Annotated in this window: 19 protein-coding genes; 13 read left to right on the forward strand and 6 right to left on the reverse strand. The window is 43.8% G+C overall.

Annotation, left to right across the window (positions count from 1 at the left end; translation table 11 throughout):
- Positions 1-4: 4 nt before the first annotated feature.
- The gene (gene hisD / locus K7A41_RS23340) at positions 5-1,300 is read right to left on the reverse strand and encodes a histidinol dehydrogenase (protein WP_265715780.1); all 1,296 of its coding nucleotides are present in this window, start codon (positions 1,298-1,300) and stop codon (positions 5-7) included.
- Positions 1,301-1,320: 20 nt separating this feature from the next.
- Positions 1,321-2,172, reverse strand: coding sequence for an ATP phosphoribosyltransferase (gene hisG / locus K7A41_RS23345; RefSeq protein ID WP_265715781.1), 852 nt, complete (start codon positions 2,170-2,172; stop codon positions 1,321-1,323).
- A gap of 496 nt (positions 2,173-2,668) precedes the next feature.
- Here hisG and K7A41_RS23350 point away from each other — a divergent pair, with 496 nt between their 5' ends.
- The 3 genes from K7A41_RS23350 to K7A41_RS23360 all read left to right on the forward strand — a co-directional run bounded on the left by K7A41_RS23350 (position 2,669) and on the right by K7A41_RS23360 (position 5,750).
- Positions 2,669-3,262, forward strand: a complete 594-nt coding sequence (locus tag K7A41_RS23350; RefSeq protein ID WP_028068489.1) for a phosphatase PAP2 family protein — start codon at positions 2,669-2,671, stop codon at positions 3,260-3,262.
- A gap of 26 nt (positions 3,263-3,288) precedes the next feature.
- Complete coding sequence (locus K7A41_RS23355; RefSeq protein ID WP_265715782.1) at positions 3,289-4,359, forward strand: Gfo/Idh/MocA family protein; 1,071 nt, start codon at positions 3,289-3,291, stop codon at positions 4,357-4,359.
- Between the two features lie 143 nt (positions 4,360-4,502).
- Positions 4,503-5,750: a WG repeat-containing protein gene (locus K7A41_RS23360; RefSeq protein WP_265715783.1), complete on the forward strand. Its 1,248-nt coding sequence runs from the start codon at positions 4,503-4,505 to the stop codon at positions 5,748-5,750.
- A gap of 75 nt (positions 5,751-5,825) precedes the next feature.
- On the opposite strand, the gene K7A41_RS23365 is transcribed toward K7A41_RS23360, so the two are convergent.
- Positions 5,826-6,449, reverse strand: a complete 624-nt coding sequence (locus K7A41_RS23365) for a 7-carboxy-7-deazaguanine synthase QueE (protein WP_265715784.1) — start codon at positions 6,447-6,449, stop codon at positions 5,826-5,828.
- 487 nt (positions 6,450-6,936) lie between these two features.
- Here K7A41_RS23365 and K7A41_RS23370 point away from each other — a divergent pair, with 487 nt between their 5' ends.
- Positions 6,937-8,208 carry a phage integrase SAM-like domain-containing protein gene (locus K7A41_RS23370; RefSeq protein WP_265715785.1) on the forward strand — a complete coding sequence of 424 codons (1,272 nt, stop codon included), beginning with the start codon at positions 6,937-6,939 and terminating at the stop codon, positions 8,206-8,208.
- Between the two features lies 1 nt (position 8,209).
- Here K7A41_RS23370 and K7A41_RS23375 read toward each other — a convergent pair whose 3' ends face one another.
- Genes K7A41_RS23375 through K7A41_RS23385 form a run of 3 tightly spaced genes read right to left on the reverse strand, consistent with a single transcriptional unit; the run spans position 8,210 to position 9,649 of the window.
- Positions 8,210-8,533, reverse strand: coding sequence for a helix-turn-helix domain-containing protein (locus K7A41_RS23375; RefSeq protein WP_265715786.1), 324 nt, complete (start codon positions 8,531-8,533; stop codon positions 8,210-8,212).
- Complete coding sequence (locus K7A41_RS23380; RefSeq protein WP_265715787.1) at positions 8,520-8,882, reverse strand: hypothetical protein; 363 nt, start codon at positions 8,880-8,882, stop codon at positions 8,520-8,522. Before K7A41_RS23380 ends, K7A41_RS23375 begins: the two co-directional genes overlap by 14 nt.
- A 2-nt stretch (positions 8,883-8,884) precedes the next feature.
- The gene (locus tag K7A41_RS23385) at positions 8,885-9,649 is read right to left on the reverse strand and encodes a S24 family peptidase (protein ID WP_265715788.1); all 765 of its coding nucleotides are present in this window, start codon (positions 9,647-9,649) and stop codon (positions 8,885-8,887) included.
- Between the two features lie 233 nt (positions 9,650-9,882).
- On the opposite strand from K7A41_RS23385, the gene K7A41_RS23390 reads away from it, so the two are divergent.
- From K7A41_RS23390 to K7A41_RS23430, 9 genes are all read left to right on the forward strand, one after another.
- Positions 9,883-10,128, forward strand: a complete 246-nt coding sequence (locus K7A41_RS23390; protein WP_265715789.1) for a hypothetical protein — start codon at positions 9,883-9,885, stop codon at positions 10,126-10,128.
- Positions 10,128-10,418, forward strand: coding sequence for a hypothetical protein (locus K7A41_RS23395; protein WP_265715790.1), 291 nt, complete (start codon positions 10,128-10,130; stop codon positions 10,416-10,418). Before K7A41_RS23390 ends, K7A41_RS23395 begins: the two co-directional genes overlap by 1 nt.
- 178 nt (positions 10,419-10,596) lie before the next feature.
- Positions 10,597-11,373, forward strand: a complete 777-nt coding sequence (locus tag K7A41_RS23400) for a hypothetical protein (protein WP_265715791.1) — start codon at positions 10,597-10,599, stop codon at positions 11,371-11,373.
- A gap of 236 nt (positions 11,374-11,609) precedes the next feature.
- Complete coding sequence (locus K7A41_RS23405; protein ID WP_265715792.1) at positions 11,610-12,734, forward strand: hypothetical protein; 1,125 nt, start codon at positions 11,610-11,612, stop codon at positions 12,732-12,734.
- A gap of 3 nt (positions 12,735-12,737) precedes the next feature.
- The gene (locus K7A41_RS23410; protein ID WP_265715793.1) at positions 12,738-12,944 is read left to right on the forward strand and encodes a hypothetical protein; all 207 of its coding nucleotides are present in this window, start codon (positions 12,738-12,740) and stop codon (positions 12,942-12,944) included.
- The gene (locus tag K7A41_RS23415) at positions 12,941-14,116 is read left to right on the forward strand and encodes a hypothetical protein (RefSeq protein WP_265715794.1); all 1,176 of its coding nucleotides are present in this window, start codon (positions 12,941-12,943) and stop codon (positions 14,114-14,116) included. Before K7A41_RS23410 ends, K7A41_RS23415 begins: the two co-directional genes overlap by 4 nt.
- Positions 14,116-14,484: a hypothetical protein gene (locus K7A41_RS23420; protein WP_265715795.1), complete on the forward strand. Its 369-nt coding sequence runs from the start codon at positions 14,116-14,118 to the stop codon at positions 14,482-14,484. Before K7A41_RS23415 ends, K7A41_RS23420 begins: the two co-directional genes overlap by 1 nt.
- 2 nt (positions 14,485-14,486) lie before the next feature.
- Positions 14,487-14,864, forward strand: a complete 378-nt coding sequence (locus tag K7A41_RS23425; RefSeq protein ID WP_265715796.1) for a DUF3127 domain-containing protein — start codon at positions 14,487-14,489, stop codon at positions 14,862-14,864.
- 157 nt (positions 14,865-15,021) lie between these two features.
- A complete protein-coding gene (locus tag K7A41_RS23430) occupies positions 15,022-16,521 on the forward strand; it encodes a DEAD/DEAH box helicase (RefSeq protein WP_265715797.1) in 1,500 nt (499 codons plus the stop codon).

The raw sequence follows: 16,521 nt of genomic DNA on the forward strand, positions 1-16,521 counted from the left end.
TCCATCAGTTAGTCTCGCTTTTCCGGATACTGATCGCATTTTTATGTGCCTGTAAGCCTTCTAGCTCAGCGAGAATTTCCACCGTGGAGCCGATCTGCTGGAGACCCGTTTCATTGATATGCTGAAAGGTAATTTTCTTCACAAAGGAATCCACGGACACCCCTGAGTAAGAGCGGGCATAGCCCGATGTCGGTAGGGTATGATTGGTTCCGGAAGCATAGTCCCCAGCGCTTTCCGGCGTCAGGTGCCCTAAGAATACAGAGCCGGCATTGCTGATGTACCGGGTCAGAGACTCCCATTGATCCGTTTCCAAGATAAGATGTTCAGGAGCGTATTCATTGGAAAACTGCATGGCTTCTTCAAGGTTGGCTACGACCACCGCATAGGAGTTTTCCATTGCTTTCGCTGCAAGCGCTTTCCGCGGCAGGACCTCCAGTTGGCTGGCGAGTTCTGCATTGATCCGATCCACGATTTCAGAGGAGGTAGCGACTAATACTGCTTGACTGTCAACACCATGCTCAGCCTGCGCCAGTAGATCCGCAGCCACAAAAGCAGGCGTGGCGGATCCGTCGGCGATAACAAGTACTTCTGAGGGGCCAGCAGGCATATCTATGCTGCAGTTGGTCAATCCTTGTATAAGGGACTTGGCTTTGGTGACAAATTGGTTGCCCGGACCGAATATTTTGTCAACTTTTGGAATCGTCTGCGTGCCGAAAGCCATGGCTGCCACAGCTTGTGCTCCGCCGACCAAATAAATCCGGTTGATTTTGAGCAGCTTTAAGCAGTAGGCTACAAATCCGTTAATTTTTCCGTTAGCCTGAGGCGGTGAGCAGACTACAATCTCTTTGCAGCCAGCGATTTTGGCTGGTATGCCTAGCATCAGTAGGGTAGAGGGCAATACTGCCGAGCCGCCAGGAATATAAAGTCCTACTTTTTCTATGGGGCGTATTTCGCGCCAGCATTTTACGCCGGGCATGGTTTCTACCGCGCGCTCGCGCTTTAATTGTATACTGTGGAAACGGTGAATGTTCTGGAAAGCGATTTCCAGGGCACGCTGTTGGTCGCGGTGGATGGTAGATGCCAGTTCGTCAATATCCTGCTCGTCCAGATAGAGCTTGTCAAGTTGAACTTTGTCAAATTTAGCCGCGTAGTCACGTAAAATAGAGTCTCCTTGTTTCTGCACCTGCTGGATGATATCGTGGACCACTTCTTGGATGGTATTGTTCGGATCTGTGTTTCGCGCAGTCAAGCGCTGTAGATCTTCTCGTCCTAGGGATCCGTAGTCGTATGTTGTTAACATGATAGTTTGCGCATCAAGTATTATAAAATAATTTTTTCGATCGGCATCACAACGATACCCTGAGCCCCCTCAGCCTTTAGTTTATTGATCTTATCCCAGAAATCGTCCTCTGTAATCACGGTATGTACGGCTACCCAGCCTTCTTCTGCAAGCGGCACCACCGTCGGACTTTTGACGCCGTGCAATAGGGAAGTAATGGCCGGTAAATTTTTCTTTTCGACATTCAGCACCACGTATTTTGTTTCTTTTGCTAAGAGGACGGATTCAATACGCTGGACCAGTTCGGTCAGAATCTCATTGCCTTCCAGTCCTTTTCGGCCCACTAGGATAGCTTCAGAAGTTTTTACATCAGCAAAAGGCTTAAGACCGTTGCTTTTCAATGTTCCGCCGGTCGAAACGATATCACATATGGCATCACTGAGGCCCAGACCGGGAGATATTTCAACGGAGCCAGATATCAGCCGGATGTCCGCCTCTATATTATACGCATTCAGGAAGTTTCTGAGAATATTTGGGTAGGATGTCGCGATGGCTTTGCCGTTTAGATCCCGGAGATCTTCGATGCTGCTGTCTTTGGGAATAGCGAGTTTCAGCGTACATTTACCAAATCCCAGCCGTTTGAGGTACTCCACTTTGGATTCTGTTTCGTCAATAATATTTTCACCGACGATGCCGAGGTCTGCGATTCCCTGTTCGACATATCCGGGGATATCGTCATCTCTCAGAAATAAAATTTCGAGCGGAAAATTCCCCACAGTGGTAATGAGGGAGCTTTTGTAGTTCTCGAAATCCAAACCACAGTTTTTCAGTAATTGAACAGATTTTTCGTTTAACCTACCCGATTTTTGGATAGCAATTTTAAGATTTTTCAACGCTTTATAAATGTTAGCAGTAAATTATTAATAATAAGAAATCAAACAGAAGGGAAGGTATTCTACGTAAGAACACATTAAATTAACATATCGCCGCAATGGCGATGATGCAAATGAAAATGATGTACGTAGGTATAGACCATGTTTGTATTAATAACTGGAAGCAAATGTATACTAAATTAATGGGAAATGCAACAATAGTATGTTAAAATATGCAAGTTCCTTCATTTACGTGGACACAGTGAAACGATCGTGGATGCATGGGATTGTCAAGGGATGAAGGCAAGAAAGTTGAAATAAGGAATGACAAAGCTAGAAAATTGTTTATTTTTAAGAATTGTTAATTCAAATCTGAAATACGACGTGCGCATGTTTCAAGGCCTCAGTCGTGGCGGCATTACGTTTGAAAGCAAGAAATTGCAGATAGCCTGCTGAGCGGCTGACAGCAGGCCGTTAATTCAATTTAGCAAGGCATGAACCAAATTGTTTAATGGGTATGAAAAAAATAGTGTTTTTTGTAATCTGCTGGATGAGCAGTCTGAATATGGTCTTCTGGGCGCAAGCACAGACGGCATCCACACTGGACATCCGGATTCTGGAATCCATTGCCGAAACGCGGACGCCACCGCAAACCCAGACATTCAAGGTGCTGTCGGATATCAATAACTATGTACAGGTGGCGGTGCCCGTGGGCCTGCTGGTCGCTGGTGCAGTCAATAATGACAAAGTGATGCGACAGAATGCGCTTTATGTGGCAAGCAGTACAGCTGTGACGGCTCTGGTTAATGTCGGGATAAAACATTTGATCAAACGGAGCCGGCCGTTCAGAAAGTACCCAAATTTTATCTCCGTCCGTACGGCCAGCGGCTATTCGTTTCCGTCCGGTCATACCTCGTCCGCGTTTGCCACGGCCTCAGCCTTATCCCGTGCCTATCCAAAATGGTATGTCGTTGGGCCATCACTCCTCTGGGCGGGCAGTGTGGGTTATTCCAGAATGTATCTTGGTGTGCACTATCCGACAGATGTACTGGCTGGTGCTGTTTTAGGCAGCGGATCGGCATTTGCGCTCGACGGGTTAAGGAAAAAATAAGATGTAAATAAATTTAAAATTAAACAATGAAACTGATCAGAATATTAGTGGTCGGCTGCGGCAATATGGGTGCTTCTCATGCCAGAGCGTATCACGAACTGGAAGGCTTTGAGATCGTAGGTCTTGTGGCAAGAGGAGCGAGTAAAAAGAAGCTCAATCAGGATTTGGGAGCAGACTATGCGCTTTTTGATGCGTATGAGGAAGCGCTGGCACAAACAAGCCCGGATGCGGTCTGTATTGCCACTTATCCGGACACTCATAAAGACTACGCGATCAAGGCTTTTGAAGCCGGAGCCCATGTATTTATCGAGAAGCCGCTGGCGGAAGATGTTGCCGGAGCCCGTGAAGTGGTTGACGCTGCAGTGAAGCATAATAAAAAACTTGTGGTAGGCTATATCCTTCGATATCACCCTTCATGGACCAAGTTTATCCAGCTTTCGCGGTCGCTCGGAAAGCCACTGGTTATGCGGATGAATTTAAACCAGCAAAGCCATGGCTATATGTGGGATGTGCATCGTAATCTGATGTCCAGCCTAAGTCCTATTGTCGATTGCGGGGTTCATTATATTGACGTGATGTGCCAGATGGTGGGTGCCAAACCCGTGCGGGTTTCGGCTATCGGCGCCCGTCTGACGGAAGATATTCCATCGTGGAACTACAATTATGGTCAGCTTCAACTGCATTTTGAGGATGGTTCGGTCGGCTGGTATGAGGCCGGATGGGGCCCCATGGTCAGTCAGAACGCTTTCTTTGTAAAAGATGTTTTCGGACCAAAAGGTGCTGTGTCCATTGTGGCGGACAAGGCAAGTGATGAAGGTAAATCCGATTCGGTAGCGGCACATACACAGACTGAGAGTTTGCGCGTACATTATGCTGAGGTAGATGGAAACAATGAATTCGTGCGGGAAGACGAATGGATCAACTTATCCGACGAGCCGGATCACCAGGAGCTATGCAATCGCGAACAGCGTTTTTTCCGGCAAGCGATCTTGGAGAATGTGGATCTGTCTTCTTCGATGGAAGATGCCATTAACAGTCTACACATTGCTTTAGCCTGCGATGAGGCCGTAAAAACAAAACAGACTGTTGTGCTGTAAACATTACAGCTGATGCCGGGTAAAGCTGATGCCCCAGATTTGGTAAAAATTTAGAAAACAAAAATCAATTAAATAAAAAATATAGATGAAAGATAGGCTTTTTGGTCTATCTTTTGTTATTTAGCTTCATATTTAGCATGCATATGAACAATTTAGTCAGCGTAATTTTGGTGTTTGGGTTATCAACTTCCCTTGTGTATGGACAGGACAAACAATGGCAGATGGAACTGGTGTTTAAAGGTGAAATTTCGCCGGAGAAGTTTGAATCTGAGATTCCCGAATTCGCAAAGGAATTTTATGAGCCCTTTTTAAAAGGCAAGACAGCTTATAAGAATGTGGAGGTATTAGCGGATGCGGCACATTCGTCGGCTGTCATTAATCAAAAAGAACATGCTATTTTAAACAGAAAACTCGGTAAGACCTATTCGTTTTCCGTTGGTGACGATATCGTGACGGCAGAGTCTTATCATCCTTCCTATCAAGTGGTCAGCAGCAAGTTAAAAGAACCGGCAGGACCATATGTGCTGTTGCAGGATATGGGCGAGATTGAAGATGTTGCTGGAGTGACCTGTAAAAAAGCCAAGTTGCTGATCAAAAACCAGGCGGATTCGGCTGAAGTAACAGTGTGGTACTCTGAAGCTGTACCGACCTATTACCTGACCGCTTTTTCTTTCGTAAATGACCTTCCCGGTGCTGTGCTCAAGCTGTCGCTTGGACAACAAAAAGACCTGGGGTTCGAAACGACAAAGATCGCCAGTGTATCTGGGGCAAAAGGTTTTCAATTACCCCAGAATGCCAAGGTAGTGGATATTTCAGGTGGCCTCCCAGCCGAAGGAACCGAGGATGTGAGCCTGTTCGAAGATACGTTTCCGCTGGATAAGTCGCTACAATGGATGGTTTTAAAAGATAAAGAAACCAATGACGAGTATTACGGGATAAAGGATCTGTCTGGGAAAGAAGTGCTGCCCTGCGCGCTTTTTTCGCTCGCGTATTTCAATGAGCAGGTAGCTATTGTATCGGATAAAGATAATTATTTTTGGTTACTGGATAAGCAAGGAAATAAAATCAATAAGGCCGGCTTTGACTGGCTTACCCCCGCGAATGAACGGCTGGCGATCTTCCAGAAAGATGGTGCTTTTGGACTGGTGAATAGTGAGGGCAAGGTTCTGCTGGATAAAAAGGAGAATATCAGCAAATTTTTAAACGATTATTTGATTTTTGCTGAAGATGGTAAGGTCGGCTTGTTAGATGATAGTGGAAAGATAATTATTCCCGCAAGCTTGGCATTTCTGGATGTAGATGGACAAGGTAAGGTGTTGGTGAAGGACAAGGAAGAAGACGAAACACAGACGTTGGAGCTGGAAGATTTTATCAAGGCCTATGTCAAGTAAGTACACTGATAAAAAAAGAAAAAGAGAGCAGTTTTATAAAATGCTCTCTTTTTCTTTTTTTATCATGGCTGGTGATTATGGAATATTTAAGTACTTGTGCGTCTGTAAAGAGATATCCCACTTGGGGTTTTCTTTGACATAATCGATGATGAGCGGCGTCATCTCTTTCGACTTGGACCATTCCGGTTGCAGGTATAGTCTACAGTCGGGACCGACCAGCTGGGCATATTGTTCACCCCAGGCAAAATCACTTTTGTTGAAAACAATGACTTTTAGTTCTCCGGCAGCGTCGAGCACATCCTTTCGTGGTGCTTTGAATTTTTTCGGAGACAAACATATCCAGTCCCATTCTCCACTTAATGGATATGCGCCGGATGTCTCAATAAACGTTTTGATACCGGCGGCATGCAATCCTTTGGTTAAATAATCCAAATTATAGATAAGTGGTTCACCACCGGTGATGACCACTGTTTTCGCCGGATATTTTTTAGCATTTTCAATGATAGCATCTGCTGCTGTTAGGGGATGAATAGAAGCATCCCAACTTTCCTTTACGTCGCACCAATGGCAACCCACGTCACAGCCGCCCAGCCGTATGAAATAAGCGGCCGTCCCGGTGTGGTATCCTTCTCCTTGGATGGTGTAGAACTCTTCCATCAAAGGCAATCGTGTTCCGTCTTCAGGTACTTGATTCGACATAGTTCAAATTTGAGTCTGCAAAGGTAGCAATTATTACTGATAAGCTCAATTCCAGCTGTTCTTTTGACTGTATTTCCTGTCATCTTAATGTTATTATCATGCTTGCGCCCGCCAATCTTACTCATCCTTATTTCTTCAGCCCGCTGCTCGTTATAGTAGGCATCGCCCACTATAACGAGTAGAGCGAAAGATCATAAATGGGCTGCTTATTGTCAGAATTTTTGCTAAATTTGTGTTACAATTTATTTATTGAAAACATAAGTGTAATAACATAATTGTACATGTTGTTTTGTGTTTTCTTTTTTTAACAATATAAGATCATAGTTGTAAATGAACTATGATGTAAAAAGTCGGGATTACTCGAAACCCTTCTAAAATGCTTGAAATGTTGGTTATTTGAACTTCTTGGCACTTTATGCTTGTGCAATTTAACACGATTACTTGACGGTTAGTGGTAAAAAAGATTTACAAATAATTTACAACGGACATGGCAACTGTAAATGCTGTTATACTAAAAGACGGCGGAAAAGAGGACGGAACCTGGAACGTCAAGATTTGTGTTAACCATAAATCTAAAGCTAGGTATATCAAGACCGAATCATATGTCGATAAGCGTTATCTTGATGGAAAAGGCAAGCTCAAGAAAACATTTATTGACAAACATTTCTCTCCAATTCTTACAACGTATAGAGAGGCAATAACTGATTTAGGCAACAGAGTAAAATCAATGTCTGTCGACGATGTTCGGGACCATCTTGTCAACTTGGAAAATATAAAGAAAGGGGTGGACCTTTTTTATGAGTTAGATAACCATATAGCTGAGTTACGTGCAGAGAACAAAATCCCTCAATCGTATACGTTCACCAGCGTTATTAATCACCTGAAGGATTTTACCCAACAAACGGAATTTAACGTTGAAAAGCTGACGCCAGGATTTTTGTACAGTTTTGAGGACTACCTTCGTCAGGACAAGGTTATTACTAGACAAACAAGAGCCGGAAGTTTATGTAGACCTCGGAAAATTAAAGGTGTAAAGACTAATGGTATAATCAATTATATGAATTATCTGAGTAGTTTTATTAATCACTTACAAAGGAAGCATAACAACCCAAGGGCGGACTATTTCCCAATTCCAGATCCATTTAGTCAATATGAAATCCCAAAGGCTACTAAAAGGAGGAAAAGAAATATTGATGTAGAAAAGATCGTTGAAATTATATTGTATCAACCGGCGGGATTCTGGGAAAATATTTCCAAGGATTTATTTTTGTTATCTTTCTATCTGTGTGGGATCAATCCAAAAGACATGTATGTTTATTTGACAGATCCGGAAATTAGGGGGGAGCTTGAATACGGCAGATGCAAGGTTAAGGACCATCGTGCAGACGGAGGTGTTACTAACGTAAAAATTCCAGCTGCCGCCGTTGAAATTATTAAAAAGTATGGTGGTTTTATTCAGGAAAGATACTCCAATAATCTTAGCCTAAATCAAGCATTATCCAAAGGGTGGCGTAAGATCAGTGAAAGGCTCGGGTTTAAGGTAACAATGTATTACGCCCGCCACACTTTCGGAAATATTGCTAGAAAAATCTGCAAATTCAGTAAGGACGACGTGTCATTCGCCCTCAATCATAAATATGGCATTGACGTAACAGACGTATACGTGGAACCGGACTGGGATGTTGTTCATAAGGTACAGGCTGCAGTTATCAAGGTTGTCGAGGATGCTTTGGATAAGTATAGAAAAGAGGTAGCATAGTCTACCTCTTTTCAATTATAGCAAGGATCTTTTTCAACGTTGATTCTATCGTCACAATCCTATTTTCGACCTCAGCCAGTCGGTGAGCAAATGACTGACCTTCCTCTTGGTTCCTGTTTATATAGGTAATGTCATCCATCGACATGCCGGCCTTAATTAGGCCTTTGATTATATGCCCGGAGAGACGGCGTTTACCATTCTCTATTTTTGAAAGCGTATTGACTGAGGTATCCAGCATTTTAGCAAAATCAATAGCTGATTTGCCTAGCTGCTCCCGGAATGCTTTCACAAGTTTGCCTTCTTCCTCGAAATTATTCTTTTCCATTGTGTGTATGTTTGTGTACGGTTATCTTAATGTGCCCCACATTCAGCTCACTGTTTTTCGGAGTATACTCGATATAGCTTCCATCCGGAAGTAATGCGTTGTCAAGAATCAGCATTACTGACGGCAGCCAATCAGGCGGATAACACCATATATTTAGTTTCGCGCAACGTTCGTCTTCATATAGACAGTTGACCTCAATCCGATCAGAATGCCGTGGTGCAGGTTTGTATTTTGGAGATATTCCATGCTTAGGCGCCGGTACCAACCACTCGCGAATATAGTTGACCACATCCCATACGACTTGTGTGTCGTTTTTCGGTTCGATCTCCCTAAAGGATGCACCTGACATGGTTACAGTATTCTTTTCACTACGTTGTATATCTCCCGAATATCGTCAAGGTTGACTGTGAAGTCAGGATATTTGGTTTTATCTGGGTTCAAAGAACGGAGCACTACGTCGCCAGTCTCAATGTTCTGATCAGCAACCTGTTTGACAATTATACCTTCAGTCCGGTGAACGAAAACGAAGCTGGACCATTTATGAGTGTGCAGCCTGCCGGCCCAATGGTGCGGCAAAACTCTTCTGCATTGTAATACTGTTCCGTCTAAAATAGCGTGTTCGATTGTCCCGTCGTTCATGCTGTCTCCTTCTGCTTCGAAATAACGATACTTTCCCTTTGGCATATGGTCAACTGTGGCTGTGTATTTTGGTAAGGTTTCAAGATATTCAGGATCCGCATACCCCAATAGGTATCCTGCTCTTGCTTTAATTGGTACGAATTCAGCTGTCAATGCATAAAGGCCATCCCCTAACGGCTGTAGCTGTTCATCGTAGTCTTCGTCGGGTTCCCCTAAATCTCTAGCGTTACTTTTATTCTTTGACGGGAAGATGTAATCCATGTCCTCTGGGGTAGGATCAAGGCGGCTTAAAAGTATTCGTACGCGCTCTGTTTCCAGACCGTCTTCAAATTCGTTTTTTTTCAGGAGGTTAATAAGGGTTGACCTCCCATAGCCGATATAATCTTCACTGTTAATATCTGTCAAGGCCTCCTGGGTTACACCTTTGCGCTTCATCAAGCGCTTGATGTAGTTCCCCTTAGAAAATAATTTATTCATCGTGTGTGTATGTTGATATCGTATGTATATGTTGATAAAAAATTATTTCGCTGAAAATCAGCTAAATAATGTTTGTTTTGTTTAAAATGTTTGTATAAAGTTTAAAATGTTTAAAATGTTTAGTATTTTTGTTTTGTCAAGTAATCAAGTTAAACAAATTTAGCAAAAAACATCAACGTGTGTGCCAAAAAGTGAAAAAACAAACAATGTAAACAAATTAAACTTTTTTAAGGATGGTTGAAATAACAGATCAAGTTGCAATCCCCGAGAACGTTACCAAGTATCGGGCTGTAATGAAGACAATGGATGTAGGACATTCATTTACTGTCCCCAATGGAGAAGAGAGGGAGGTGCGTTACATCGCGTGGGATTTATTCCATAAGAAAGGTGACGATGGACTTCCGGTTTCTGAAAAGCGTTTCAAAACGAAACGAGATCCACGGGACTTGAACAATTTTAGATGTTGGAGGATAAAATAATGAACGGATTGACATTAGATTTTAGACTGGCTCAGCTACTTAAAGGGGCCGCTGAATTAGGAGGTATTGTTGCGTTGACAGAGGTTGGTCAATTGAAACCATATTTGTCAAAGGCTGAAGCTTACCGAAGGTACGGACGTACGGCAGTTGACAACTGGATTACACAAGGTGTGGTCAAAGAACATCAGGACTTCCCTAACAGTAAGGTCCGGTTATGCCGTAAGGAACTTGCCTCAGTGGCAGCATCACAGAATTTAGTACAGTACATCGCAACAAACAATGGAAACTGAATCATTAATCGAACTTTTGAAAGGGTTACTTGCCGAGGTTCATGATCTGGGGCAGACGGTAGCACAAATTAGGCAGGACGCAGAAGCAGCGGGAATAGCTTAACAAAGCGCAACAGAGGGCAAACTAAAGCGCTAGTAGAAAATGGGCGAGCAGCCCGCAAAAAATCTAACAAAGAAAATGAAAGGACGTATTTCAACGGGAAATGTTCAGCAAGGCAGGACGCTACCCGAAATCGGTAGAATTAAAGTAGGAATGAAGACCGAACGAGGTCTGCCTACATCATTAGATTATTTCCGCGCCAGCGGAGATTTCGCAACAAGGTTCCACAACCTATTTGGTGCTAAACCTACGGAACTAAAGGTGGCATTCGTCTCCAATAATATCGAAGAGGTTTGCAACGAACAATTCGAAGCATGGGACAAAGGTAAGCGCCTTGGATGGGGTGACGGCTCTGTGTTTACTGTGTGGGATGGCACGGCAGGTAAGTACATCGATGGGTTGTCATCAAACGATCCTCGCGTGAAAGCGATTCGTAAGTTATTCGCACGTACACTCACCCTCAGGTTTGTTCTTTTGGAGATGAAGGGAATACTTGGTTATTGGACTTTCTCTACGAAAGCCAAAGAGACGACAATCCCAAGTATTGTTCAGGCATTCGATATGGTTATGGCTCGATCGGGCAGCATTATCGGATTCCCATTTAGCTTGATGGTGAAAAAGGTACAGTCTTACACCCCTGGAATGGCGAAGAACTACCCAATAGTTCAATTGATACCAAACTTTACTGAGGAAACAATCGAAGCTGTTAGGGCATACGTTGAAAGTGGAGCGGATCTTTCTAGGTTGACCACAAATATGATTACCAGCGGCAGTTTGTTGCAATTGGGATCGGGGACGGCAGTTGGTGGTAATGAAGAGTTTCAAGAAGTGGAGGAGGTTCCAAATGAGCAATAGAATTAATCAAGAACGTGAAAAAGAACTGGAACCTAAAAGGTTAGAATTTGCAAAAAATACATTGGAGTCTCTTGGTTACACTGTAGATGTAGTTTCGAAAAAAGAGATCCAATTCTATCACGATGGCGACTTGGTTAGATTATTCCCTTATTCAGGATGGTTCACTGGAAAATCTGTCATCGATGGGAGAGGCATCAACAAATTACTAAATCAACTCAAATCTAAATAACCACATTATGAACGTAGAAATTATATTACCAGACTGGTTCAACGAAACCGCATTACGTCTACCTGATTACAAAGTCGGTAGAGTTAATTTTGGCGCTGGCCGATCATATATCCGTCTTAACCAAGACTGCAAACCTTGCGAATCGCCATTGAGGTTGTACACTAGCTTAACCACGGCGATCAATGCATGTTCGCCGATGGAGCAACCATTATTGGAATGGTATTGCAAACATGGTACTAAAGAAGCTGGCCGTCTATTGGAGATTGCTCAAGAATATGGCACGCTTCTCCATCTCGAAATCGGCAAATTCCTAATTAACCAACACTACGACTTTGAGGAAGTGGATGCAGTCGTTGAGAACTACCTGTCTGAAAACAGCTTTTACCAGCCGGAAACTAAAGAGTGGGCGGAAAAATTGCGCAATGACCTATGCGCATTCATTCAGTTCTATTTGGATTACCAAGTGGTGCCGTTGGGTATTGAATATGTATTGCTTTCGGAACGGGGTTACGGCACATTGATCGACTTGGTTTGCAATATGACTATCCAAGTTGATGGACTGGATTACGAAAACCCATATAAGTCCGGCCCGCGTAAAGGTGAGCCTCGCGAATGCAAAGTTCCTCGTCAGATCCGTGCTATTATAAACTTTAAGTCAGGTCGTCACGGCTTTTACCGCAGCAATGGTTTGCAACTGGAAGCCGAGCGCCAGTTGTGGGAAGAAAATTTCCCGGATCTTCCATTGGATGCTGTATACAATTGGTCACCGAAAGAGTGGCGAGGTGAAACCCCAACTTACAACCTCAAAGATTGGACAGGCGAGATTACCACTGCGGAGGTTGAAGCAGTTATGACACTTGCGGATATTCGTTATGCAAGTAAGGCAGAATCTAAGGTATATACAACCATTGGTGGTGTGTTCAGTATTGCAGATCGTGAACAGGGGTTGTCCTCTGTCATCCGTCGGGAGGGTATTGGTGAATCTGTTGGAAGGAAGTTTGGGGTTGCGGAGTCCGCGGAGAAGCCACAAAACTATGTTGAAAAAGCTTATAAGGCTGCTCAGAATATCGAACCTCTTCCAAAGAAGTCTACTGTTATTAACGAACCAGTTTCTGATCCATTACCGTTTTAAGATATGAAAGCAGAGCAAAATAAAATTGAAGAATTACTTCTTAAAGCAAGTAAGCTTGGATATATGATAATCAATTATGAGTATTTATCTGATTCGGATACATTGATTATCCACGGAGTAAGAAGACGTTTGGTTGCGTACCAAAAAGGAAAATGGTTCAGCGTGGAAGAAGCAAAACAGAACGAAAGCAAAAAATATTCGAGATCATGAACAACACATCTCAACAAAAAAACACAGGTCTAGCAATACACCTGTCTCAAACAGACCTGCAAAGTGCAGGTGCTGTTTATACAACGTCATCCAATATGCTTGTGAAATATGCTACTAAGCAAGCTGCGCTAATTGAGAAGGCCAAGAAATTTGGCGACAAGTTACCTAAAGAAATGGATGATGAATTGATGAACTGGCAAGTGTCCGCTAAGAAAGCCGTAAAGTTCATGAATGAAACTCGTACAGTCTACACCGAAAAAGCTCACGCGTTCATCAAAGCATTCACAGCGATCGAAAATGAGTTGGGAAAAGACTTGTACGACCCTATCCAGCGTTTGAGAGACACTTCCGCACGCATACACGCGGAAGAGGCAGCTGAAGCTGCACGTAAAGAACGTGAGGAACTTCAACGGAAGCAAAAGCGTATTGATGACATTGCCAATTTGGAGACGCAATTAAGGAATGGGTATGCGGCATTGCTTGGAGAAACTAAGCGCACAATTCTACAAGTTTACAGCAATTTCGATTTGGAAAATGCAGAGGATGCTAGGGCAGCGATCGCAAGTTTCATCAACGCAAAGCTTTCAAATGAAGCTTGGGAAACTATTACGTTGGTTGGCTCAGAGGACTTGATCGGCGAGGTGCGTACAGCTGAGAGATTTGCTGCGTCATCTACTCATTTTACTAGCGAGGTAACCAAATACGCAGAATACATTTTGGAAATGTTTCCTGCCCGCGTTGCCGAATTAGAACAAGGCATCGCTGATAATAAAGCTGCTGAAGAACTCCGCCTAAAGCAGGAGCAAGAAGCTGAAGAAGCTCGTAGTTCCGCAGAGAAGCGCGCTGCAGATGAAGCCGCCAAAGCAAAACAACAGGCCAATGTTACTGTCATGGTTGCTCAGGCAAATAGGCAGGAGGAAGCTCCGAAGACTGTAGAATCGTATTCGGTTGTGGTGGGTAGTGTGGATGGTTGGCGCGCTGTGATAGAGTATTACTTGACCAACAGCGGTACACCTGCGGAAGATCTTGCAAAGGTAAAACTAGATAGTATGCGCATGTTTGCTGAGAAGCAGGCCAAAGCAACTGGTGAAATGGTTGAGCATAAGGACGTGTCGTATGAGCCTAAATATAAGGCTGTGGCACGTGTTACTGGCAAACGGAGGGCGGCGTAATGAAAAACCAAGTCCACCTAACCCAGAAACAAGCCGAGGAAATGTATTATCAGATCAATGCGTATTACCTTTTCTTGCAGTGCGCTGAAAACGTTGATAAATGTTTCTTCGAGCCGATTAAGTTTTGGAATCCGTTAATGAATAATCATCTGCGGAAGGCGCGTGAAAGCTCATCGTTCCTACTCAAAGAGTTTAGAAAACACTTCCGCCCGAAGGACAATGATACCGTCCAATTCGAAGCGCCTGCGGAACTATATCGAGCGATGGACTTCTTTTCCAGACTAGCACCTGAAACCATTTCGGATATTATGGATAACCTGGAAGAGGAGCAAAAATTAGAAAAAATCAAATTACAAAAAGCAGTATAACAATGGAAATTAGAGGTAAAGTACACGAAGTTGGAACAACAGAACAAGTAACAGAATCATTTAAAAAACGCGATATGATCGTTGCTTATGCGGAGAACCCGCAGTTTGTGGAGTATATCAGATTTGAAGCTACACAAGATCGAACATCAATTTTTGATAATCTTGCTATAGGCCAAGAAGTCGAAGTTTCTTTCAATCTACGAGGTAGGCCATGGACTAACAAAGACGGTGTAACAACCTATTTCAACTCATTAGTTGCATGGAGAGTTACGAAACTTGGAACTACTACATCAGCACCACCGTCAGCAGGATATGCGGATATGCCGCCGGCACCTGTGGATATTTCCTTGGAAAGTGACGACGACGATCTACCGTTCTAGTCGCAACCACAAGTTACAAAAAGCGGTGACTGTGGAGGGCAAACCCTTTCACCGCTTCATTTAAAAATCTCTAACAAAGCCCAAGGGCATAAAAGAATTTGAACATGTACAATACTGTATTGATTTTTTGCGCGCTACCGGAAAGTGAGGTAGCGGCATGAAAGTTACGCTTCCAACATTACGACCATATCAAGCTGAATTTGTAAAGAACTTAGCTGTTGCCCTGAGGGATCACCGACGGGTTATAGCTTGCGCTCCGACTGGATCGGGCAAAACCAAGATGTTCATTGACATTGCCTACAAAGCTATTGCCAATGGCCGTGCCGTAGTTATCATCAGCGAGACTACCAAGATTTTCGACCAGATTATTGGTGAAGCAGGTGGAATTGAAATTGCAAACGGTAAAAAGCATGTGCATATCAAAGGAGGACAACTTTATATTGCCATGGCTCAGACCCTTACTCGGCGCCCATTAATCTTGGAACAGCTTGCGCAGCTGGATTTTCCTCCACTTATTATTGTAGATGAAGCCCATATTGGAACACCCTCAAATATCATCCGCCGGTTGATAGAGGTGAGCAATCCTTATATCCTTGGTTTCACTGCAACACCGGACGGTAGAGTAGCGAAGCACTTGGCTGAGCTGTACAATACCTGCGTCGTGTGTTGTCAGGTAGACGAATTGATCCAACAAGGTTTCCTGTGCTCTTACCAACATCTTGCACGGACCAAGGCCGATACCGACATTCTCGAAATGCGTAACGGTGAATATACTGAACAATCCCAGACCGCGGCATTTTCAACGGCAGCAGTGTATGATGGTATTTTCGAGGATCTACGTTCCGCATCATTCAATAAGTGTATGATTTTCGTGTCTTCTATCAAACATGCTCGTGAGATGAACCAACGCCTGCTTGACGAGGGATTCGCATCCGTGGAATACCATTCCCAGCTTGAGAATGGATCCTATGAGTTAGCCAAGTTCACCGAGCTTGGCTTGGCGAATATCTGCGTATCGGTAGCGAGCTTGACAAAGGGTTTCGACGCCCCTGCTGTTGACTTGGTTATTCTCAACCGAGCAACAACCTCATTGCCTCTGTATCTCCAAATGATAGGCCGCGGGAGCCGTCCGGTATGGTCCGCGGATGGCACACCACTAAAAAGTCATTTCCGTGTACTGGATTACGGTGGCAACTGGGAACGTCACGGACTTTATTTTGAGGATAGGGACTGGGAGAATATGTGGGAGATAACCAAGCGTTCCAAAAAAGGTGAAGGAGTTGCTCCTGTTGCCTTATGCCCTGAATGCGAATCCATCATATCAACCACTCAGCGTATCTGTCCTTTCTGCGGACACGAAAGACCACTGACAGAAAAGGAATTGGAGCAAGGGGAATTGGTGGAAGTCACCAGCCACTACACTAATCTTGTCGGCCGGAAGATAAGCGAGCTCACGCCGGCAGAACTTGCTATTTACGCCAAGATGAAGAAGAAACAGGTTTTTGCTACCCGTGTCGCCAAAGCAAAAGAGCAGGTACAAAAGGGATTTCTTTCGGCATTCGGTGCGGCCATGGGTTACAAACCGACTTGGGTGGACATCCAGTCCAGAATGATAGGAGCTAATAAAATTGATTTTACAGATATACAATTACGTTAA

The sequence above is a fragment of the Sphingobacterium sp. InxBP1 genome (assembly GCF_026191775.1).
GTDB classification, from domain to species: Bacteria; Bacteroidota; Bacteroidia; order Sphingobacteriales; family Sphingobacteriaceae; genus Sphingobacterium; species Sphingobacterium thalpophilum.